This is a genomic window from Lactobacillus sp. ESL0700 (genome assembly GCF_029392095.1).
Classification (GTDB): Bacteria; Bacillota; Bacilli; order Lactobacillales; family Lactobacillaceae; genus Lactobacillus.
Window position 1 is genome coordinate 1,347,927 of the sequence record NZ_CP113930.1, and the last position, 22,074, is coordinate 1,370,000.

Annotated in this window: 16 protein-coding genes, 6 tRNA genes, 2 rRNA genes, 1 pseudogene and 1 riboswitch (1 of these 26 cut by a window edge); of the genes and pseudogenes, 5 read left to right on the forward strand and 20 right to left on the reverse strand. The window is 41.0% G+C overall.

The annotated features are described in order from the left end of the window. The first annotated feature begins 76 nt into the window (after positions 1-76). The gene (locus OZX63_RS06375; protein WP_277142496.1) at positions 77-934 is read left to right on the forward strand and encodes an RluA family pseudouridine synthase; all 858 of its coding nucleotides are present in this window, start codon (positions 77-79) and stop codon (positions 932-934) included. A gap of 50 nt (positions 935-984) precedes the next feature. Here the strand turns inward: OZX63_RS06375 and OZX63_RS06380 are convergent, their stop codons facing one another. The 8 genes from OZX63_RS06380 to OZX63_RS06415 form a co-directional block, all read right to left on the reverse strand. Next, positions 985-1,740 carry a MerR family transcriptional regulator gene (locus OZX63_RS06380; RefSeq protein ID WP_277142498.1) on the reverse strand — a complete coding sequence of 252 codons (756 nt, stop codon included), beginning with the start codon at positions 1,738-1,740 and terminating at the stop codon, positions 985-987. Positions 1,741-1,806: 66 nt separating this feature from the next. After that, a complete protein-coding gene (locus tag OZX63_RS06385; protein WP_277142499.1) occupies positions 1,807-2,352 on the reverse strand; it encodes a histidine phosphatase family protein in 546 nt (181 codons plus the stop codon). Next, the gene (locus OZX63_RS06390) at positions 2,349-3,539 is read right to left on the reverse strand and encodes an MFS transporter (protein ID WP_277142501.1); all 1,191 of its coding nucleotides are present in this window, start codon (positions 3,537-3,539) and stop codon (positions 2,349-2,351) included. The genes OZX63_RS06385 and OZX63_RS06390 overlap by 4 nt, the downstream gene beginning before the upstream one ends. Before the next feature lie 142 nt (positions 3,540-3,681). Next, the gene (gene fba / locus OZX63_RS06395) at positions 3,682-4,596 is read right to left on the reverse strand and encodes a class II fructose-1,6-bisphosphate aldolase (protein ID WP_277142504.1); all 915 of its coding nucleotides are present in this window, start codon (positions 4,594-4,596) and stop codon (positions 3,682-3,684) included. A gap of 107 nt (positions 4,597-4,703) precedes the next feature. Further along, on the reverse strand, positions 4,704-6,389 hold the full coding sequence (gene argS, locus OZX63_RS06400) for an arginine--tRNA ligase (RefSeq protein ID WP_277142506.1): 1,686 nt from the start codon (positions 6,387-6,389) through the stop codon (positions 4,704-4,706). A gap of 258 nt (positions 6,390-6,647) precedes the next feature. After that, positions 6,648-7,292, reverse strand: a complete 645-nt coding sequence (locus OZX63_RS06405) for a L,D-transpeptidase (protein ID WP_277142508.1) — start codon at positions 7,290-7,292, stop codon at positions 6,648-6,650. A gap of 63 nt (positions 7,293-7,355) precedes the next feature. Then, positions 7,356-8,198, reverse strand: a complete 843-nt coding sequence (locus OZX63_RS06410; RefSeq protein WP_277142510.1) for an NAD(P)H-hydrate dehydratase — start codon at positions 8,196-8,198, stop codon at positions 7,356-7,358. 3 nt (positions 8,199-8,201) lie between these two features. Continuing rightward, entirely contained in the window at positions 8,202-9,491 is a 1,290-nt protein-coding gene (locus OZX63_RS06415) for a serine hydrolase (protein ID WP_277142512.1), read from the reverse strand. A gap of 100 nt (positions 9,492-9,591) precedes the next feature. Between OZX63_RS06415 and OZX63_RS06420 the strand changes: the two genes are divergently transcribed. Continuing rightward, positions 9,592-9,675 (forward strand) — tRNA-Leu (locus OZX63_RS06420). Between the two features lie 67 nt (positions 9,676-9,742). Further along, positions 9,743-9,964, forward strand: a complete 222-nt coding sequence (locus OZX63_RS06425) for a PspC domain-containing protein (RefSeq protein ID WP_277142514.1) — start codon at positions 9,743-9,745, stop codon at positions 9,962-9,964. 121 nt (positions 9,965-10,085) lie between these two features. Here OZX63_RS06425 and OZX63_RS06430 read toward each other — a convergent pair whose 3' ends face one another. Together OZX63_RS06430 and leuS are read right to left on the reverse strand one after the other, a co-directional pair. Next, positions 10,086-11,729 carry a polysaccharide biosynthesis protein gene (locus tag OZX63_RS06430; RefSeq protein ID WP_277142516.1) on the reverse strand — a complete coding sequence of 548 codons (1,644 nt, stop codon included), beginning with the start codon at positions 11,727-11,729 and terminating at the stop codon, positions 10,086-10,088. A gap of 97 nt (positions 11,730-11,826) precedes the next feature. Beyond that, positions 11,827-14,241: a leucine--tRNA ligase gene (gene leuS, locus OZX63_RS06435; protein WP_277142519.1), complete on the reverse strand. Its 2,415-nt coding sequence runs from the start codon at positions 14,239-14,241 to the stop codon at positions 11,827-11,829. A gap of 286 nt (positions 14,242-14,527) precedes the next feature. On the opposite strand from leuS, the gene OZX63_RS06440 reads away from it, so the two are divergent. Continuing rightward, entirely contained in the window at positions 14,528-15,166 is a 639-nt protein-coding gene (locus OZX63_RS06440) for a phosphatase PAP2 family protein (RefSeq protein WP_277142520.1), read from the forward strand. Between the two features lie 36 nt (positions 15,167-15,202). On the opposite strand, the gene OZX63_RS06445 is transcribed toward OZX63_RS06440, so the two are convergent. The 6 genes from OZX63_RS06445 to OZX63_RS06470 form a co-directional block, all read right to left on the reverse strand. Beyond that, positions 15,203-15,859: a PAS domain-containing protein gene (locus OZX63_RS06445; protein WP_277142522.1), complete on the reverse strand. Its 657-nt coding sequence runs from the start codon at positions 15,857-15,859 to the stop codon at positions 15,203-15,205. 126 nt (positions 15,860-15,985) lie between these two features. Continuing rightward, entirely contained in the window at positions 15,986-17,437 is a 1,452-nt protein-coding gene (locus OZX63_RS06450; RefSeq protein ID WP_277142524.1) for an MDR family MFS transporter, read from the reverse strand. Positions 17,438-17,455: 18 nt separating this feature from the next. After that, complete coding sequence (metK, locus tag OZX63_RS06455) at positions 17,456-18,655, reverse strand: methionine adenosyltransferase (protein WP_277142526.1); 1,200 nt, start codon at positions 18,653-18,655, stop codon at positions 17,456-17,458. Further along, a riboswitch (SMK box riboswitch) is annotated at positions 18,653-18,740 on the reverse strand. Its footprint overlaps the gene before it by 3 nt. 67 nt (positions 18,741-18,807) lie before the next feature. Then, positions 18,808-18,880: transfer RNA gene (locus tag OZX63_RS06460), tRNA-Val, on the reverse strand. Positions 18,881-18,884: 4 nt separating this feature from the next. Further along, positions 18,885-18,956, reverse strand: a tRNA-Glu gene (locus tag OZX63_RS06465). Between the two features lie 137 nt (positions 18,957-19,093). Beyond that, positions 19,094-19,166, reverse strand: a tRNA-Val gene (locus OZX63_RS06470). A gap of 165 nt (positions 19,167-19,331) precedes the next feature. Between OZX63_RS06470 and OZX63_RS06475 the strand changes: the two are divergent. Further along, positions 19,332-19,959, forward strand: a pseudogene (locus OZX63_RS06475) (sugar O-acetyltransferase). A gap of 281 nt (positions 19,960-20,240) precedes the next feature. Here OZX63_RS06475 and OZX63_RS06480 read toward each other — a convergent pair. The 4 genes from OZX63_RS06480 to OZX63_RS06495 form a co-directional block, all read right to left on the reverse strand. Next, positions 20,241-20,332 (reverse strand) — tRNA-Ser (locus OZX63_RS06480). Between the two features lie 6 nt (positions 20,333-20,338). Next, positions 20,339-20,411 (reverse strand) — tRNA-Asn (locus OZX63_RS06485). 11 nt (positions 20,412-20,422) lie between these two features. Beyond that, positions 20,423-20,539 (reverse strand): 5S ribosomal RNA (gene rrf, locus OZX63_RS06490). An 81-nt stretch (positions 20,540-20,620) separates the two neighbouring features. Further along, positions 20,621-22,074, reverse strand: a 23S ribosomal RNA gene (locus OZX63_RS06495); it runs 1,456 nt beyond the window's last position.

Sequence of the window (22,074 nt, forward strand, 5' to 3'; positions counted from 1 at the left end):
CCTTTTAGAAACACCTAAAATTGTATCATATTAGAAGAGGATTAGTTTTATTTACAAAAAGACTTAATAAATATTTATGAGCTATTATTTTACACTTAATTATCCCAAAAATCTCAAACCATGTTCTGTTGGTGACTTGTTACGCCAGCTGTTAGTGCCGCGCAAGTGGCGTCATTTCTTACGAATTGAGCAAAAAATCCGCGTCAATGGCCATTATCGATATTTTAACCAATTGGTTTACCCAAATGACAAAATCGAATTAGAACTGGACTGCGTTGAATCTGAGCAAGGTACTTATCCAGCTAGTGGCAATCTGCCCGACGTTATTTATGAAGATCATGATGTGCTTGTGATTAATAAGCCTGCTGGGCAAAAGACACATCCCAACTTAGCCGAAACCGATACGGCACTAAATGATTGCGCCACCTACTTAGGCTTCAGTCCCTTTGTCGTCCACCGCCTAGATATGTTAACCAGTGGCTTATTGCTAGTCGCTAAAAATCCGGCGGTTGTGCCAATTCTTAACCGCGAGTTGACTACCAAAATTTTTCATCGTGAGTACATGGCAGTCGTTAATCACCCGGAAAAATTGCAGGCAAGTAGCACAATCACTCTGCCGATTGGTCAGGATCCAAGTGACCAACGCAAGAGAATGGTCAGTGCAGACGGTCTGGCGTCAATTACCCATTATCAAGTTTTAAGCCAAACATCTAACGAGGCTCTAATTAAATTGCAGCTTGAAACCGGCCGAACACACCAAATTCGTGTTCACCTAGCTGCCATTGGCTGCCCAATTGTCGGCGACCCACTCTATAATCCAGATTGCAGCCCAGACGAATTCTTGCACCTAACTGCCTACCAGATGTCGTTCACTAAGCCGTTTTCCTTTGATCAAGTTCAGATTAAACTGCCACAAGAAAAACTTAAATTTTAAGATGCGCAAACTAAAAAGACTCCTTTTCCATTTTAGAAAAGGAGATTTTTTTATGATAAAAATGATCGGCAAATCTTCACTAGTAAGTCAGTTGCACCTGCACCAGCTCGCTTATCATAATACGCACTAAAACGGCTGTCGCATTGGTAGAGCTGAATAATTCCTAAATGAATTTTAGTCGAATATTGCGGCAATAATTGTTTAAGCCAAGCCTGATGTTCTGCAAAAATACTTTCTTTCAGTTCTGCTTCTTTTTCTGGATTAAGCAGCACAGTATGTAAGTTTTGGATTAATTTTGTTTCATTATTAACTAAACCGCGATATGAACTCTCTGAGATTTTGGTGAATTTTTCTTGAGCTGCTTCATAAGTATGCTCACCATATTTTTGCCTAAGCTCGTCACCATAATTTGCTTCATTTTCTTGCAATAATGTTTCTTTTAGTCCGGCAAATTTTTCTGTATCTGTCATTGTGATTTCTCCTTTTCTTGCCTGAATAGTTTGTTTAACATTATTGATTACTTGCTCCAATTCTTGCTTTTGCTTATTCAGCATTTTCATTTGCAATTCTAGCGCCGCATCAAGATTAAATTCTGGATTTTGTAAAATATCCTTAATGACACTCAATTTAAAGCCCATTTTTTTGAAAATAAGGATTTGCTGTAAAGTAGTCACATCATTTTCTTGATATACCCGATAATTCGACGCAGCATCCCGCTCGGGCTTAATCAGTCCAAGCTGTTCGTAATAGCGCAAAGTACGTGCAGATAGACCCGTTAGTTCCTGAATTTTTTTGCTAGTAATCAATATTGGTACCTCCTATTCACAACTATAGAGGTTGACGCAAGGTCAGAGTCAAGAGAATTATCGTAATTAAATAAAATCTGCTGCAATCAGATGCTTCTTTGTCACTTTCAAGCGCAAAATCGCCGCATACGGTAAATTTTGCCAAGCACTGAAGCCTTGGCCGTGATGTAAAGAATCATAGACTACACTCATTACTGTTCCGTGAGTACCAATTGCAACAGTCCCCGATTCAGGTATTTTCTTTAAAAAAGCAAGATATCTTGTCTGTGCTTCTGCTAAAGATTCGCCGCCTTTTGCAGTATAAGTAAAATCCTGCCACTGTCTTTGAATGTATTCACGAAAAGCTTTTGCATTACTGAACCACTCTGGCATTCTGCGCTCAATTAGTGAATTGCTAGTTTGGATTGCTAAATTTTGTTGCCGCGATAGCGGTGTTACTGTCGCTACCGCTCTGGTAAACGGACTTGAATAAATAGCAGTAAATGTTACGTTTTCAAATTTGCCAGCAACTTCTATTGCTTGTTGCTGTCCCAGCTTGGTTAACGGTCTTGTCCAGTCATCATGCACGCTTGTGTCAGGTTCACCATGCCTGATTAAATAAATTGTGGTCATTTTACCCCCTCGCTTTTTTGCAATAATGGTACGGCTAATAAAATTAAGGCAAAGTAAGCAGCTGAAACCCAGTACATAACGGTTAAATTATTGTTTGCTACGATAATTTGGTCATCAATAATTAGCGACAAGCTGACAATAATTTCCACCAAGAACGAAACGACAGATAACATCAACGACTTATTATTTTCACCATAAATTGCCCGATTGCTAAGAGCAGAAATTTGCCCAGATATTAGGCCCATCAACAATTCAACAAGCAAGAAAATAGCTAAAAGTATGTACCGATTGCTGAAAGCAGAATTACTGCATAGCAGCAACATCATACACAATGTACTGGCAATGGTTAATTTCGTAAAATTTTGTCCAGACATTTGCTGAAATACCCATGCTCCACCAATCGTCGCACACATAAAGGCCGTATAGACTATTGATAAGTTAAACCCAAACTGTTTAACATAAATAATCGACCAGTAAATCATTAAAAATTGAGTCCCGCAATCGTAGCCAATATTAACCAAAAACAGAATCCAAAATGATTTTTTCCTAATGATTGCTGCTATTGCTTTAAGAAAATTAATGTGCTTAGCAGAAGCCTGTGCCCGATTATCATGAAAGCCCATGACTTTAATAAAAATTAAGACAAACAATGGATACACAGCCAGACCAAGTAGGCCGAACCAGACAGGAGCCGTTATTTTAAAACCAAACAGCCACGTTCCAATATTGCCACCAATTAGCGTAGCAATATTCAAAAGCGCTGCTTGCTGACCCATCAATCTACTACTAGGTTTAATTTGATTTATTTCTTGTAAATCTGTAATGTACGCTAGCAAAGTTCCAGAATTAAATGCTAAGCCAATGCCATACAAAAATTCCGCTAGAGAAAATATGATAAAACAAGGATTTATTATCAATAAAAAGAAACTAAAACTAATTATTAATGCAGACAGGTTTAGTACCTTAAGTCGACCAATTTTATCTGCTAAGAATCCTGATGGCAGCATCCCCACTAAAATTCCCACACTTTGCCAAGATTTAATTGCCGAAATTTGAGCATCAGGAATACCGCTATTTGCATAAAATAAAGAAAATATCCCAGCCATTGAAGAACGGAACAAAGTGAAAAACACGGTAAATGTTAAAAAGGTTATCGCAATTTTACCAGCAATAGTTCTAACTTTCATTTTATTAATCACCTCTTTTTAATATTTTATTAATATAGCACAAGGAAAAATCATTTTCAAAATTAGCTAGATATGTTTTATATCAAAAAAAGCCCTACTTGACTTCAATTAGTCAAATAGGACTTTTATTGGTTATTAAAAATTATTCTTCGTTCAATGAGCTTCTGTCAAAAGCAGCATTTTTAAGCTCTTCGTCGATTGAAGGAGTTCCAAGCCAGCCAATCATTTCTTTCATGGCATCAGTAATGGCTTCAGTACCTGGCAATAACAACTTACGTGGGTCGTAACCCTTGTTAGCTTTATCTTCATCCTTGTGAGCTTCGAAGTACTTACGAGTAGCACCTTGGAAGGCCAATTGGAATTCAGTATTGATGTTAACCTTGGAAATACCAAGTGAGATAGCTTTCTTAACTTGATCTTCAGGAATACCTGAACCACCGTGCAAAACAAGTGGTACAGGAACAGCGTCAGCAATTTCCTTCAAACGGTCAAAGTTCAAGCCCTTCCAGCCTTCTGGGTAAACGCCGTGGATATTACCAATACCACAAGCAAGCTTGTCAACACCAGCAGCAACGAATGTCTTAGCGTCTTCTACAGATGCTAATTCACCACCATCGGCACCTTGGTTTTCACCAATTTTACCAATTTCAGCTTCAACAGAAATGCCACGTTCATGAGCTAACTTAACGATTTCCTTAGTCTTAGCTAAGTTCTCGTCAGTTGGAAGTGCGTGACCATCAAACATAACTGAGGAGTATCCAAGTGCGATACATTCCTTAGCTGATTCGAAGTCACCGTGGTCCAAGTTCAAGACAACTGGAACAGAAATGTTCATTGCGTCCATTGTGTCTTCAACAATGTCCTTAACAATCTTGTAGCCACCCATGTACTTAGCAGCACCAGTTGAAACTTGAATTAAAACTGGAGTTCTAGTTTCTTCAGCAGCACGCAAAATTGCACGAGTCCATTCCAAGTTGTTAGTGTTATATGCACCTACTGCATAATGGTTTTTACGAGCGTCTTTAAAGATCTGATTACCATTATCTAAATAAGCCATTAAAAATACCTCCTATATAAACTTACATTGATATTGTACCGTAATAATTAATCATTGAACAATCTTTTATTTCATGTAAGCGCTTGTTTTAGAAAAATATTTTTCAATTACATTTCCTTTGGTGCGTTAACTCCTAGAAGGCGAAGGGATTCTGTTAACACAATTGACGTTGCTTCAACTAGCGCAAGGCGAGAAGCAATTTGCTCATCAGTGGTCAAAATCTTGACATTGGCATAATACTTGTTGAATTTTTTAGCTAAATCTAGTGCATACTTGGCAATAACTGATGGTTCAAATTTTTCACTGCTGCGGGCAACAATTCTAGGGAAATCAGCTAAGGCTTTAGCCACACTAAAGGACCAGTCATCTGCCAAAGTCATGTTAGCCAAATCTGGCTTTTGATCCATCTTTGCGGCTTTACGCAATACACTCTGGGCACGGGCATTTGTGTATTGAACATAAGGACCAGTATCCCCTTCAAAACGGACAACTTCTTCTAAGTCGAAGTCAAAGTTATCTGTCCGGTCATTCTTTAAATCATGGAAGATGACAGCCCCAACACCAACATCATGCGCAACTTGCTTTTGCTCTGCTAAGTCTGGATTCTTCTGCTCAATTTGCTTCTGCGCAAGTGCTACAGCATCTTGTAAGACCTTGTCTAAGAAAACAACGTTACCCTTACGCGTTGACAGCTTCTTGCCGTTTTGCGTAATTAAACCAAATGGCACGTGGTGAATTTCATCAGCCCAGTCATAGCCCATCTTCTTCAAGACAGTCTTCAGTTCCACAAAGTGTTGTGACTGCTCATTACCAACAACGTACAACATTTTGACAAAGTTGTAGGTCTTCATCCGGTAAATGGCAGCTGCTAAGTCCCGTGTCAAATAAATACTGGTTCCATCTGACTTCACAATCAAGGCTGGATTTTCACCTTCACCCATGTCAACGACTTGAGCACCCTGAGACTCATGCAACAAACCCTTTTGCTTCAACTCATCAATTACTGGTTGCATCTTATCATTGAAGAAAGCTTCGCCCTTATATGAATCAAACTCAACGCCTAATTCCTTGTAAATGCGCTTAAAGTCAACAAGTGAAACTTCACGGAACCATTGCCACAACTCAACTGCTTCTGGGTCACCATCTTCTAGCTTTTTAAACCAAGCACGGCCCTCATCATCAAGTTCTGGATGCTTCTCAGCTTCCTGATGGAACTTAACGTAATACTTAAACAAGTTCATGATTGGGTCTTTTTTAACATCTTCTTCAACGCCCCAATGCTTATATGCCGCAATCAATTTACCAAATTGCGTGCCATAGTCACCTAAATAGTTAATCTTAATTGGGGTGTACCCAACCTTTTGCAGCGTTTTAGCAATTGAATTACCAATCACTGTTGACCGCAAATGGCCCATTGACATTGGCTTAGCAATGTTCGGGCTGGACATATCTATTGGAACGTTGCCCGTACCAAGTTCTTGGTCACCGTAGTGTTCTTTTTGCGTTAAAACATCACTTAATGTTTGGACAATCAGCTTTTCATGATTGATGGCAAAGTTAACATATGGGCCAACTGCTTGAATGCTGGCAAAATTCGGGCTGGACAATTGCGCTGCAATTTCCTTAGCAATTTCAGCCGGATTTTTGTGCATTACTTTAGCTAACGCAAATGCTGGGAAGGCATAATCGCCCATTTTTTCATTTTTTGGCCGCTCAATTAAGGCCGCAATTTTTTCTTTTGGTAAGTCAACTTGCGGTGCTAATAGCGCAACTACTTCATTTTTAAAATCCATTTTTACCTCACTTTACGAAAAAAGTCCCTTCCTGCCCATGCAGAAAGAGACGAGTTTTTACCCGCGGTACCACTCTATTTGATACAAAGTATCCGCTTATTAAATTTACTAAATTATCGGTTAGACACGCCTTCATCCAATTTCTCCAGCCTGCCTTCCACCACATACAGACTCGCTAATTAGGAAATTGCTTACTACTTCTAACTTCTCCAAAACACGATTATAGCAGGAAAAAGAGTCCTCGCCAACTCTTTTCACCTAATTATTCTTAATAATCACCTTGGTGCCTGTCCTGATATTGGTCATTATCCACGCCGAGTCCGGCACGCTCAAACGAACGCAGCCGTGTGAACCAGATTGTTTACCCAACTTTTTGGCTTCTTTTAAATTATATTTACCGTTGTCTTTAGTTGGCACTGAATGGAACAGATAGACATCTTTTTTATCCCAGCTCGTCCAATTATTGGCACCTTCATTTAAATTCGGGTTGTAAAAAGATTCACCGCGATTATCCTGAATGCGAAACGTACCTGTCGGGGTTAGCGACTTACCGTTTTTGAAGACACCGCCACTGGCTAGCATCGTATAAATACGCCGATTATTACGCAAAATGTAAACCCGGTTACCTTTAAGTGAAACCCGAATTGTAATGTCATTTTCTAGCGGTTTAATCTTAGGATACGGCTTACGTTCACTCGACTTACGCCAATTATATGGCTGGCGCAAATCGCTAGGATCTTGATAAGGACGAAAAGAAGCGGCTGTCTTTTTAACTACAGTTTCTTTTGTGGTAGGCCTACTTGCTTTTTCGTGTGTTTGTGGCATTGAAATTCGCGCCAAGCTGATGACACAGATTAAAATGACAAAACAAAAAGTAAGCGGCTTTAATAGACTTTTTTTCATTCTCATCCTTTCTTTCTAGCACGTAGCCTTATTCTACAACAAAACTTAATTGATATAACTATTTTAACCTGCGTATTCTCTCATCAATTGCGGCAATAATGCGCTGACTTTAGTTGGCCGAACCACGTAATCCTTTTGGGCAATTCGATCACCAGCAAGCGAATGAAGATAAACAGCAGCTAAGACCGTAGCAATTTCATTACCAAACTGCGCGCAAAAGCCGCCAATTATCCCAGCAAGTGTATCGCCCATCCCGCCCGTCGCCATTCCAGGATTGCCTAACGGATTGACGTAAACACTGCCGTCGGCGCAATAAACATGCGTATGATTCGATTTCAAAACCAAAATTGCGTTCTGCTGCGGAAAAAGTTCATTTAATGCCGTTAAATTAGCACTGTCGGTTTGAAAGGCAATCTTTATTTGGCTCAAGCGTTGCCACTCCATTTGGTGCGGTGTCAAAATGATTTGACCGACATGCTGCGGAATTAAATTGTGCTGCTTGGCAATTAAATCAAGACCGCTGGCATCTAAAACTAACGTCTGCTTCTCAGTTAAATTAGCGCACAAGACCTGCATTAATTCTTGAGCAAAATTGCTGAGCCCCAGTCCCGGACCACAGACAATAACATCCATCTTTTTAATTAGCGCGGATAAATCATGATCGCGCCAATCGATGTACATCACTTCGGGATCACGCGCGTGCAAGGCTGACAGATTAAGCGAATGTGTCGCCACTGCTACAAGCCCCGCGCCGCTGTTTAAAACGCCTTCGGCGCTCATAATTATTGCACCGCCATAATTTTCACAGCCGCCGATTAATAATACGCGTCCGTAATTGCCTTTATGGGTATCGCTGCGTCTTTTTTTGATTACTTTAGTTAAAATATCTGCTGAAATTGCTGTCACTTTTTAACCTCCAAAAAGCCAACGCCAGAAGCGAACTAAAAAGTTAACCCTCGTCGTCCCCTGAAATGCCTTGGCTGGCAGGCGAACACCACTAGGATTAGTCAGCGAAATTAACGGGGTCCTGCCCGCTTTAAACAGATAATTTGTTGCTATCTGTCCGATTTTTACAGGTGCCTCAACCTGGTCATCGGCTAATTCAATGTGCAGCTTTGCACCGTTAATCGGTGCCCAGACCTCGCTATTTTCTTTCATGCCAATATTAATTTGCCGCGCCTTGCCGTTATGAACTTTCATCCTGGTTAGACCCGTGATTACTTCGTTTTTGGTAAAAATAATCGGCCGATAAGTACGGTAAAGATAGCTTAATAGCTCTTTAGTCTGAACAAAACGCGACGGGTCGCTGCCATCACGGTGCGCGGCACCCATTACAACGGTAATAATTCGGGCACCGTTATGCTTGGCCGTTGCGATAAAGCAGGCGCCAGCTGCATCAGTTGTCCCAGTCTTTAAACCGTCAACTTTTAACTGAGGATTATATTGCGCTAAGCCCTTAAGCATCCAGTTAAAGTTCACCATTGCCGTTCGCGCATTCTGATCTATAAAGTCCAACCGAGCAATCTTGGCCGTCTTAATAACTTGCGGAAAATCCGTGAGTAAATGCTGGCCAACAATTGCCATGTCCTTAGCTGAGAGTTCATTTTCAGCCTGGCTGGCGGCACCCGGATAAGCATCGGCACCCACATCTTTATTCGGCAGGCCACAACTAGTATAAATTTGCGCATCATTAATCTGCCATTTAATCAGTTGCTGCCGCATCTTTTTGACAAACGGCTCCTGGGCGCCGCTGACAGCTTGCCCTAATAGCATCGCGGCACCATTAGCTGACTCAATCAAAGTCGCCTGATATAGCTGCTTAATGCTGTATTCGTGGCCCACATGCAGGGGCACGTTGGAAAAATCCTTGTTGTTGGCCACCCGGATAATCGCATCAGTTGGCTTTACCTTACTTTGCCACGTTAATTTTCCCTCTTTAATTGCCGTTAAAGTCAAATAAACCGTAATCAGCTTGGTCATCGAAGCAATCGGCAGCGGCTGATTAATATTCTTGCCGTACAATAACTGACCGGTCTTGCTATCAATCGCAATCGCCGACTTAACATTTAAATTCAACTGGTTAGTATGATAATCATTTGGCACCTGAGTTGCCGCAGAAACCGGCGCTACCGGCAACATCAGTAACACAACTGCTGCCAAAGCAACAATAATTCTGTTAAATTTATGCTTAAAAGTCATAAATCCTCCTTAATCAGAAAAAAATTTTAGATATTTTCTGTTTTATGCTTACATTTTACCAAATTTTTGGTATTATTATTACTGTGCTAAAAATATTTAAGCCCCGATGGCGGAATTGGCAGACGCGCAGCGTTCAGGTCGCTGTTTAGGCAACTAAGTGAAAGTTCGAATCTTTTTCGGGGCATTTTTAAAAGCTAATCTGTAAGGATTGGCTTTTTTTATAACCTAAATCATGGTAAAGGAGCAGAATAATGCAAAAACATTTAACAAAATCGCGCGACAAAATTTTGACTGGTGTCTTAGGTGGCATCGCTGAATATTTCGATTGGGACAAGGCTTGGACAAGAATTGCCGGCGGTGCCCTGATTTGCTTTACTGGTTGGGGTCTAATACTTTATATTATTGCTGCCTTTGCAATTCCAGAGCATAACCGCCCCGATAATATCCCTAATGGTGAATATCATAAGCATTGAGTTATTAGCTATCTAAGTATTATGGTACAATAGAATTCCTTGGCAGGGGCGTACAAAGCAGCTTTGATGCTATTTTGTAACCAAAAAAGACGCTATCACAATTACGTGATAACGTCTTTTTTTATGCTCGAATATGTAATTTTCTTAAAATCGGAACAATCTTGTCACCTAAAATCTTTTGCGCTAAGTCAGACTTAATTGCCGCAAAGACATAGAAGATGCCACCAACAAGAACGGAAACAGCAACAATCAATAGTGCTTGCAAACGAACTGCGGGATTTAATACAAGTTCCATAGCCTTTTCAACTACTATCACAAGTAGAAACATAATTACAGAAAATGAAGTAATGCCGATAAACCGCCGGCTGGTCCGACTGCTATTAAAGTCATAACTCACTTGCAAATGCTTCAGGGCCAAGAAAATAATAACTAGCATCCCCAAATTAGTGGCTACTAACGGGCCATAAATTTTAAAAACATACACCATTGGGTACTGCGCGATAATTTTAATTATCAGCCCGAGCACAAGATATTTTATTGCCAGACCATTTTCTGATAATCCTTGCAAGATAGCCATTAAAACGGTAAATAGCCCCAGCGAAATCGCTGTAAAGGATGACAAATATAAAACATCTGCGCCCAACTTGTCATAACCATAAAAAATGGTGTAAATCGGTGTCGCTATTGCTGCCATCCCAAATGCTGCTGGGATCATCACGAACAAAAATAGGTCTAGCGTGTTACCAATTTGCTTTGAAATACCGTGAAAATCGTGCTTGGCATGGGCTGCTGACAGTAGTGGAATTGCTGTAACTGCCATTGCACTAGCTAGGGAGACAATAATCATGATTAACTTATTCGCATTAAGCGCGAACAACGCATACCAAGTTTCAATTGTGTTGTAACGAGCCTGCACCAAGCCTGCAATCATTGGGTGGAAAGTATACTGGTCAACTAAATAGAATAGCTGAATTCCCGCATCAATAATAATGAACGGAATTGCCTGAGCGATGATTTCACCAAACAGTCCCATTGTTGAAACTTCAACTTCATTGTTTGAGTTAGCAACAAGGTCATTCAACTTGTGCCGCCGCGTAAACAAAAACCAGACTAGAATTGCGATACCAAAAACTGCCCCAATGGCCGCTGCCAAGTTTGACTGGACAACCGCATTAACAAAAGAACCGTGTTGTACTTGCATGATAATGTATGCAGTTAATAGCATCCACACGACACGAGCAAGCTGTTCCACAAATTGGGAAACAGCCGACGGCATCATATCCGCATACCCTTGAAAATATCCCCGCATGATACTCAAAATCGGGATAATCAAGATGGCGTAAGACAGACTGCGCATTACCGCCACTTGTCGCGGATCGCTACGTGACCCATTTGAAGCTAAGAGTGGCGAGGCAAAATACATCACAGCTGCCGAAACAATGCCTAAGACCACCATCAAAATTAGACCTTTACGAAATAATTTGCGACCAACGCCATATTCGTTAAGGGCATTATACTTGGCGACCTGTTTAGCAACTGCTCCGGGAATTCCCGCTGTTGAAATCAAGATAAAAATACTATAAATGTTGTAACTTCTAGCCGTTAGCGCGTTAGCAATATTGCCATACGGCTGCATCCAGATAAACCACGGAATGATGTACAACGCACCCAAAATCCGTGATGTAATCGAGCCAAAAGTCATCCACGCACTACCCTTAATGAAGGTATCCTGCGTGTTTTGCTCTTTTAAATTATTTTCTTTCATTAATTTTCCCTAAATCTAGTGTACTAACTATCCTATTTTGCAAGCAAAGCTAATAATTCTCAATCACATAGCTATTCATTTTAGGAAAAATTAAATTTTATTTGGCAACAATGTTAACAATCTTATTCGGTACAACGATAACCTTTTTAACATCTTTACCAGCTAAGAATTTTTGCACATGTGGCAATGCCAAAGCTTGCTCTTGCAATTCATCTTTAGCTGTATCTTTAGCAGCATTGAAATTGCCACGCAACTTGCCGTTTACTTGAACCATAATCTCTACGGTTGATTCAACTAACTTAGCTGGATCATAAGTTGGCCACTTAGCAAAGGTGACTGATTGGTCATGACCCATGATTTGCCAGATTTCTTCCATCATGTGAGGTGCAACTGGTGCCATCAGAGTAATGAGGCCTTCTGCGTATTCCCGTGGAATTGTCTTAGCCTTTTGAGCCGCATTAACAAAGACCATCATTTGTGAAATTGCGGTGTTAAAGTGCAAAGCCTCAAAGTCTTCGGTTACCTTCTTAACAGTTTCTGCGTATACCTTGTCCAGAGTACCGTCATTTTCGGCAACGATGTTTTCTTGTGGGATTGCCTTCAAGTCCAAATCGTTTACAAATAGGCGCCAAACGCGATCCAAGAACTTCTTAGTTGAAGCAGGACCATTGTCATCCCAGTCAATTGAGGCATCTAATGGACCCATGAACATTTCGTAAGTTCTCAGGCTGTCTGCGCCGTATTCATCAATCACATCGTCTGGATTAACAACGTTGCCTTTAGACTTAGACATCTTCTCGTGGTTCTTTAAAATCAAACCTTGATTGTATAGACGCTGGAACGGTTCTTCATTTGGTACAACACCCAAGTCGTAGAGAACCATGTTCCAAAAACGTGCATAGAGCAAGTGCCGTACTGCGTGTTCTGCCCCACCAATGTACAAGTCAACTGGTAACCACTTCTTAAGCAAGTCGTAGTCAGCGAGCTTTTGGTCATTATGTGGATCAACGTAACGGATAAAGTACCATGATGAACCAGCCCAGTTAGGCATCGTATTGGTCTCTCGTTTACCCTTGCGGCCATTTTCATCAACAACGTTAACCCAATCAGTCAAGTTAACAAGCGGACTTTCAGGAGTTCCTGAAGGCTTAATATCAGTTGCATGTGGCAAGACTAATGGTAATTGGTCTTCTGGAACTAACGTAGTTTCGCCATCTTCCCAATGAATAACAGGAATTGGTTCACCCCAGTAACGTTGGCGACTGAATTCCCAGTCACGCAACTTGTAGTTGACCTTCTTTTCACCAACATTGTGTTCTTCAAGCCAAGCTACGATTTTCTTCTTCGCATCTTCGACCTTTAAGCCGTTTAAAAATTCGGAATCAAAGTGGACACCATCGCCAGTGTAAGCTTCCTTAGTGATGTCGCCACCCTTAATAACTGGCTTAATTGGCAAGTCAAACTTCTTAGCGAATTCATAATCACGGTCATCATGTGCTGGAACGGCCATTACTGCACCAGTACCATAAGTTGCCAAAACGTAATCTGAAATCCAAATTGGAATTTCTTCATCGTTAACCGGATTAATTGCGTATGCACCAGTGAAGACACCAGTCTTATTCTTGTTCAAGTCAGTTCTTTCCAAATCAGACTTGGATTCGATGTCCTTAACGTATGCTTCAACATCTGCCTTGTGGTCAGCTGTGGTGATTTTTTCAACCAATTTGTTCTCTGGTGCTAAAACCGCATAGCTAGCACCAAATAAGGTATCAGGACGAGTGGTAAAAATGTCAAAGGTCTGATCAGAATTCTTAATTTTGAACGTAACTTGGGCACCAACTGAACGACCAATCCAGTTACGTTGCATTTCCTTAACGTTTTCCGGCCAATCAAGCTTGTCAAGACCAGCAAGTAAACGGTCAGCGTAAGCCGTAATCTTCAGCATCCATTGCTTCATATTACGACGATAAATTGGAAAGCCGCCCCGTTCTGTCTTACCGTCAACAATGTCTTCATTCGCAACAACTGTCCCTAAATCCGGTGACCAGTTAACCGGTACTTCAGCTTCATAAGCCAGACCATGCTTGTACATTTGTTCAAATGTCCATTGCGTCCACTTATAATATTTTGGATCACAAGTTGCAAGTTCACGATCCCAATCGTAAGAAAAGCCAAGCTTGTGCAGCTGCTTTTTGAAAGTAGCGATATTTTCCTTAGTAACAACAGCCGGATCTTTACCCGTCTTTAACGCATATTGTTCTGTTGGCAAACCAAAGGCATCCCAACCCATTGGATAAAGAACGTTATAGCCCTGTGCCCGCTTCATTCTGGCAGTAATATCAGTTGCTGTATAACCTTCTGGATGACCAACGTGCAATCCCTTACCAGATGGAAATGGAAACATGTCCATGACATAATAATTTTTCTTCTTCGGATCGCTGCCCGTTTTGAAAGTTTTATTTTTGGCCCAATAATCTTGCCATTTTTTTTCGACAACTTTGTGATTGTACATCTGCTTCACCTCATAAAAAAAGTCCTATGAAACTAATCATAGGACGAATAATCGCGGTACCACCTAAGTTTCATGCCGCAGCATGACCCTCTATCGCTCCTTAACGCGGCAGCACAACGAAAGGTTTTTTCTCAGGCTCAGTTCACAATTAGTTTTTTTAGTCTTGCACCAACCGACTTTTCTCTAAGGAAAAACATCATTGCTACTAGTTCCTGACCTTTATTTTTTTATCAATAATGATTATAATTTACCACAAATGCTAAAAAAAACAAGGGGAGAAAAACATTTGAGTAATACAACACACGCTAAAAGAGACACAATTGTGCCCGCAACAATCTTTTTGGTCATTTATGCAGTCTGGGCCATCCTAGTTTCTTCAAGCAATCAAATTATTCATCAATTTGACAATGCGATAATTGGAATTATCTGTAATACGAACCCAGCCAATGTTAAATTCGCAACGACTTTCACCAATTTAGGTAATACGAGTGTCATTGTGGTTGAGACGCTTATCTTATTCATTATTCTGCTGGTTTTTAAAAAATACGCCTATGCCTTTTTCACGGCGGGAACCATGATTGCAGCCAATGGCTATAACTGGATTATCAAACACGCAATTGCCCGCCACCGACCATATGTACACCACTTGGTTGCCGCTCACGGCTATAGTTTCCCATCTGGCCATTCTGTCGGAAGTGCTACTTTATTCGGGATTTTAATCGTCCTAACTATTTTATTAATCAAGAACAAGGCTGCTAAAACAGTTCTGTGCATTATCTGGGCTTGTTTTCCATTATTAATTGGCTACACCAGAATTTTCACGCATGTTCATTATCCGTCAGATGTTCTCGGTGGCTTCTTAGAAGGAATTACCTTTGTCTTAATCGGTTATTCCTTCTTGTATCATTACTACCTAAAAGAATAAACCGCTAACAAAAAAGTCGACTAACGTCGGCTTTTTTTATTTAGGTGATGCTTCAGAAATTGCATCAATAATGTCATCTTTAGATTTTTGTGACGTTGCCCCAGTATATGTATCAACTTTAGCATCAGGATCCTTAATGATTTTCTGGCCTGTCTTTTTAAGGTACCAATCAACTAGGGGCTTCATATCAAAGACCTGTTCGTTAACTCCCCGATACTCGCCATCGCTGTTGTACACGCCGCAATAGTAATGAACAAAGTATTCGTCAGGATTACTGGTTGGCATCGGAATTTTAGCAATTTTCTTTTTGCCGGATTTTAACAGATCAACGACCGCAGCAACATTTTTCTGTACCTTTTCTGGGTGACAAACGCCTAGAGGGTTACCCAGCTGCGCTTTCTTTGGTTTGCGATTAGCTAAAGACGGCATTGTTGCGTCATTGAAATATAAAAACTGATTATTTTCATCAACAAATGCCATCTCGGAAATGACTGCGTTCAAAAAATCCTCTAATTGATTAACCGTTAATAAACCGGTTTTTAATTTAACATAAGTATCTCCAGAAACCGCGTTTACCTTTTCGGCAGCTTTATCTAGCCAATCATCATCGGTCATTGCTACATCATTCACCGTATTATTGGTTGGATTTTGACCCGCTAATTTTTCAATAGCCTGTTTTGTGTTTTTATCCATATAATTATCTCCTTACTAAATTGGCAATAATTATAAGTGCAATTTATTCCTAAAGCAATACCAAATTTAAGCAAAAAAAGGCCAACAACTTTTAATTAAATTGTTGGCCCTTTTAAATAAACCTATTTAATTTTCTTTTTGCTTTTTATAACTGGCGTTAATCAAAATTGAAATCACAATGGCAATCATTGAAACAACGTAGACACCCTTTAGGGCGCTAAACAATACCTGCCGCAATTGTGGCACCAAGTTAGCAGCCAATTCCTTGGCTTTAACTGATGACACAATTTTGTTCATCATTGCCTGGGTCAAGGCCGGATGCTTTGCAATTTGTCCAGCAACAATCGTATTAAATGTAATGCCGTAAATTGAAACTAACATCGTCTGTCCCAAATAACGCATTAGCGTATTAAATGACGTAGCAACCCCCACGTTTTCAGGCTCAACTAGGACTTGTGAACGGACTTGAGACGCAGTGATAATTGCACCGAAAGCTAAACCATTCATTGTGGCAATGACACAAAATACCCAGAACGGTGTTTGCATGGGCACAATCAGCAATAGCAGGTCTGCAATTACTAGTAATCCAAGCATGCCGAAGAAAGTTTTGCGAACGCCAAAGCGACCAAGCAAGCCACCAATTAAGAATGAACCAACAACCCACATTACAGAACTTGGCGTAACGGCAAAGCCCGCAATTGTAGCACTTGTCCCCTTGATTCCCTGCATCCAAGTCGGAATATAAAATTCAAAACCAATTACAACTCCTGAAATAAACATGGTAATCAGGTTTAATGCGAGGAACTCTCTGCCTTTAAGCATTGAGAGTGGCATTATTGGGTCATCTGCCTTCTTTTCAACGTGATAAAAGGCAACTGCACTAATAATAATTAAAATCACTAGAGCGGCTGTTATTAGCCAATTAAGCGAACCTAATTCTTGCAATACATACATCAAGGTTAACAATAGAACAGTTAACCAACACGTACCTTTAACGTCCAGCTTAACTGCTACCTTCTCCTTTGGTTCATGTAAAAAGAACACAACTAGCAAGAAGGCGATTAAACCAATCGGCACATTGATGTAAAAGACCCAGTGCCAAGACAGGCTTTGAACAATAAAGCCACCCAGAAGTGGTGCGATAACAGACGCAACTCCCCAGAAGCCGGAATTAAGTCCAAGCATCTTGGTGCGCTTTTTTAAAGTATACAAGTCCGCAATAATTGTCATTGCCACAGGCTGAACTGCACCAGAGCCAAGGCCCTGCACAACCCGAAACAAGATTAACTCCATCATATTGTGTGCTTGACCGCAAAGAGCTGACCCAACGACAAACAACGCAATGCCAAACAAAAAAACTGGCTTGCGACCAATGCTGTCTGCCAGTTTTCCGTATAAAGGAGTCGATACAGCTGTCATAAATAAGAAAATTGAAACAACCCAGTTCATAATTTCCAACCCATTCAGGTCAGAAACAATGGTTGGCATTGCAGTTGATACAATCGTTCCTTCAATCGCAGCCATAAAAGTTGTCATAAAAATCGCAAGCGTAACAACAGGTACGTTTGTTTTTTTCATAATTGCTCCTCCTTAAAATTATTTATTTTTCTTTACAAAATCCAAGATTGCCTGAACCTTATCGGTCTTTTCCCATGGCAAATCAATATCAGTGCGACCAAAATGACCGTAAGCTGCTGTTTGCTCGTATATTGGCCGGCGCAAGTCAAGCATCTTGATAATCCCAGCTGGCCGTAAATCAAAGATTTCCCGAACTGCCTTCGTCAAGAGCTCATCGCTAACCTTTCCAGTACCAGCAGTATCAATCATTACTGATACTGGATGAGCTACACCAATTGCATAAGCTAACTGCACTTCGCAGCGGTATGCGAGACCTGCAGCTACGATGTTTTTGGCAACATAACGTGCCGCATAACTAGCGCTGCGGTCAACCTTTGTCGGATCTTTACCGGAAAAGGCGCCACCACCATGACGAGCATAACCACCGTAAGTATCAACGATGATCTTGCGGCCAGTTAAACCAGAATCACCTTTAGGTCCCCCGATTACAAAGCGACCAGAAGGGTTAATCAGGTATTTTGTTTGCTCATCTAGGTACTTAGCTGGAATGACCTTATTAATGACTAAATCAATCATTGCTTGACGGATTTCTTCATTAGTAACTTGATCATCAGTTTGCGTTGAAATGACAACCGTATCAACCCGCTTAGGCTTACCGGTTTCATCATATTCAACGGTAACTTGTGCTTTAGAATCTGGACGTAACCATGTTAAAGTCCTATCTTTACGCAATTGCGCAACTTGACGCATTAACCGGTGCGCAAGTGAAATTGGCAGCGGCATTAACTCTGGCGTTTCCTTAATTGCAAAGCCAAACATTAAACCTTGATCACCCGCACCAATTTGATCCAAATTATCTTCGTCAGACTGATTTTCACGAGTTTCTAGCGAATGATCAACACCATCAGCAATATCAGGTGATTGCTCATCGATATCAACTAATACAGCGCAATTATTGCCATCAAAGCCAAGTTCTGGCTTATCATAACCTATCCGTAAAACTGTCTTACGAACAATTGACTGAATATCAACATAAGCACTAGTCGATATTTCACCAAACACATACACAATTCCCGTGGTAACAATAGTTTCACAGGCGACGTGTGCATCTGAATCTTGAGCAATAATCGCATCTAAAATCGCATCAGAAATTTGGTCTGCAATCTTATCTGGATGTCCTTCAGAAACAGATTCCGAAGTAAATAAACGTTTTTCCACAATAGTCCCCCTATATAGACAACAGCTATTCGGTTACAAGGCATCTCCACTTACTTAGCGGATCCTCTCAGGACTTGAACCGATAAATATTAAATTGTTTCGTTCTTTTTGTATAAAAAAAGACTACCGTAGATTCGGTAGTCTTAGAACGATGGAGGATACAGGGCTCGAACCTGTGACCTCCTGCTTGTAAGGCAGATGCTCTCCCAGCTGAGCTAATCCTCCAAAGTGACCCGTACGGGATTTGAACCCATGTTACCGCCGTGAAAGGGCGATGTCTTAACCACTTGACCAACGGGTCATAGCCTGAATCAAAGCACTTTAACCAGTATACTAGATACTTTGAAAAATGCAAGAATTCTTTCTCAATTCTGAAAAATAATATTTAATTATTTCCATAAATAATGGCGGTGCAAATCTTTCACACCACCATTATTATGGAGGATACAGGGCTCGAACCTGTGACCTCCTGCTTGTAAGGCAGATGCTCTCCCAGCTGAGCTAATCCTCCGAGGTCGTTGTCATCTCATGACTACTCTTAATACTATAGCAAAAGGTCGCGGTCTTGTCTATCTTTTTTTTGCTTTTTTTGCAAAATTCGTAATTTTTTACTGAACTATAATTAAAAATCTAGTAAAATAAAATTAATTTATAAAGATTTTTAGGGAGTACGATTATGACCGAAGATTTTTATTATCACCAGATGTTAAAAGGAAAATTATATCAAGCCGCAAATATTAAACCAGAAAATAACTCAATTCATGGTAAAATAATTGCGCAAAAAATTAGCCAAGAAAAAATCACTGATAAAGAAAAAATAATAGCTCTGGAAAGGCAACTTTTTGCTAACTTGGGCAAAAATAGTTACGTAGTTCCCCCCTCTTTATGTCGATTACGGACGTCATACAAAAATAGGCAATAATTTTTACGCCAACATGGACTGTATTTTTTTGGATGTTAATCAAATTATCATTGGTGATAATGTTTTAGTTAGTCCACGTGTCAGCTTTTATACCGCTGGTCATCCTACTGATGCCCAAATTCGTCAAACTGGGCTTGAATTTGGAAAAAGAATTGTTGTCAGCAACAATGTTTGGATTGTGGTAACGCGGTAATCCCGCTAGGAGTTACTATTAACGAGAATGCAATTATTGCTGCTGGAGCAGTGGTAACTAAAGATGTAGCTGCTAATACCCTAGTCGGTGGTAATACCGCTCATTTGATTAAACAGCTTGGTAACCGAACATGATTTTTGGCTAAATGAGGAAAGAAACTACTTTCAAGCTAGAGATGAAATGAAATAATTTGAAATCATTTTATTCAGTCAAAAATTAGTCCATACGTTTGAGTAAGATCAAGGTTAATCCTAAGGCATGTTTAAACTCTCATTGATCTATTTGCTTATTTATTTAATCTGTTTCTGTATCGTAAGCAAAATAAAGCCTGCTAAACATTAGTTTAACAGGCTTTTCACTATTCTATTACAAGGCATAGGCTTTCTTTAATTTTTTTGTATCAATTAGTCATGTCGAATCAAATATAAAGAAAAGAAGCCTTGATAAATCAAGACTTCTTAACGTACATACGGAGCGTGAGAGATTTGAACTCTCGATACAGGATTAAAACCCGTATACATGATTTCCAATCATGCTCCTTAAGCCACTCGGACAACGCTCCAATATACTCCGGCTGTCAGACTCGAACTGACGACATCTTGATTAACAGTCAAGCGCTCTACCAACTGAGCTAAGCCGGAATATTAAAAAAGCACGGCAGCGTCCTACCCTCGCAGGCAGTCTCCTACCAACTACTCTCGGCGTGAAGAAGCTTAACTACTGTGTTCGACATGGTTACAGGTGTTTCCTTCTTGCTATTGCCACCGTACTTTTTCTTTTGAGTTCTTACACTCAAAACTAAATATAATCTCTTGAAAATCCTTACTCACAATCCCAGATTGCTCAAGCTCTGGTCAAGTCCTCGACTGATTAGTACTAGTCCGCTCCAAGTCTCACGACTCTTCCACTCCTAGCCTATCTACCTCTTAGTCTTAGAGGTGTCTTACTACTTTCGTATGGGAAATCTCATCTTGAGGGGGGCTTCGCACTTAGATGCTTTCAGCGCTTATCCCTGCCATACTTAGCTACCCAGCTATGCCTTTGGCAAGACAACTGGTACACCAGCGGTATGTCCATCCCGGTCCTCTCGTACTAAGGACAGCTCCTCTCAAATTTCCAACGCCCACGACGGATAGGGACCGAACTGTCTCACGACGTTCTGAACCCAGCTCGCGTGCCGCTTTAATGGGCGAACAGCCCAACCCTTGGGACCAACTTCAGCCCCAGGATGCGACGAGCCGACATCGAGGTGCCAAACCTCCCCGTCGATGTGAACTCTTGGGGGAGATAAGCCTGTTATCCCCAGGGTAGCTTTTATCCGTTGAGTGATGGCCCTTCCATGCGGTACCACCAGATCACTAAGCCCGACTTTCGTCCCTGCTCGAGTTGTCTCTCTCGCAGTCAAGCTCCCTTATACCTTTACACTCTGTGAATGATTTCCAACCATTCTGAGGGAACCTTTGGGCGCCTCCGTTACTCTTTAGGAGGCGACCGCCCCAGTCAAACTGCCCATCTGACACTGTCCTATATCTCGCTTAGAGATACTAGTTAGAGTAGCCATCAAACAAGGGTAGTATCCCAACATTGCCTCCAATAAGACTAGCGTCCTATCTTCTCTGGCTCCTACCTATCCTGTACATGTTTAACAGCTACCCAATATCAAATTGCAGTAAAGCTCCATGGGGTCTTTCCGTCCTGTCGCGGGTAACCCGCATCTTCACGGGTATTATAATTTCACCGAGTCTCTCGTTGAGACAGTGCCCAAATCATTACACCTTTCGTGCAGGTCGGAACTTACCCGACAAGGAATTTCGCTACCTTAGGACCGTTATAGTTACGGCCGCCGTTTACTGGGGCTTCAGTTCGAACCTTCGTCTTACGACTAAGCTCTCTCCTTAACCTTCCAGCACCGGGCAGGTGTCAGCACCTATACGTCGTCTTACGACTTTGCAGATACCTGTGTTTTTGATAAACAGTTGTTTGGGCCTATTCACTGCGGCTGGCTGTTACACCAGCACCCCTTCTTCCGAAGTTACGGGGCGATTTTGCCGAGTTCCTTAACGAGAGTTCTCTCGCTCACCTTAGTGTTCTCCACTCGACTACCTGTGTCGGTTTGCGGTACGGGTACGTTATCTCTCACTAGAAGCTTTTCTTGGCAGTGTGACTACAGAACCTTCGCTACTTTATTTCGCTCCTCATCACGACTTGTGATTATCGAAAGCAAGCATTTGACTCACTCTCTCACTTATCGCTTGAACATGGCTTCCAGCGCCATGCGTTCCTTGCCTCCTGCGTCCCTCCTTC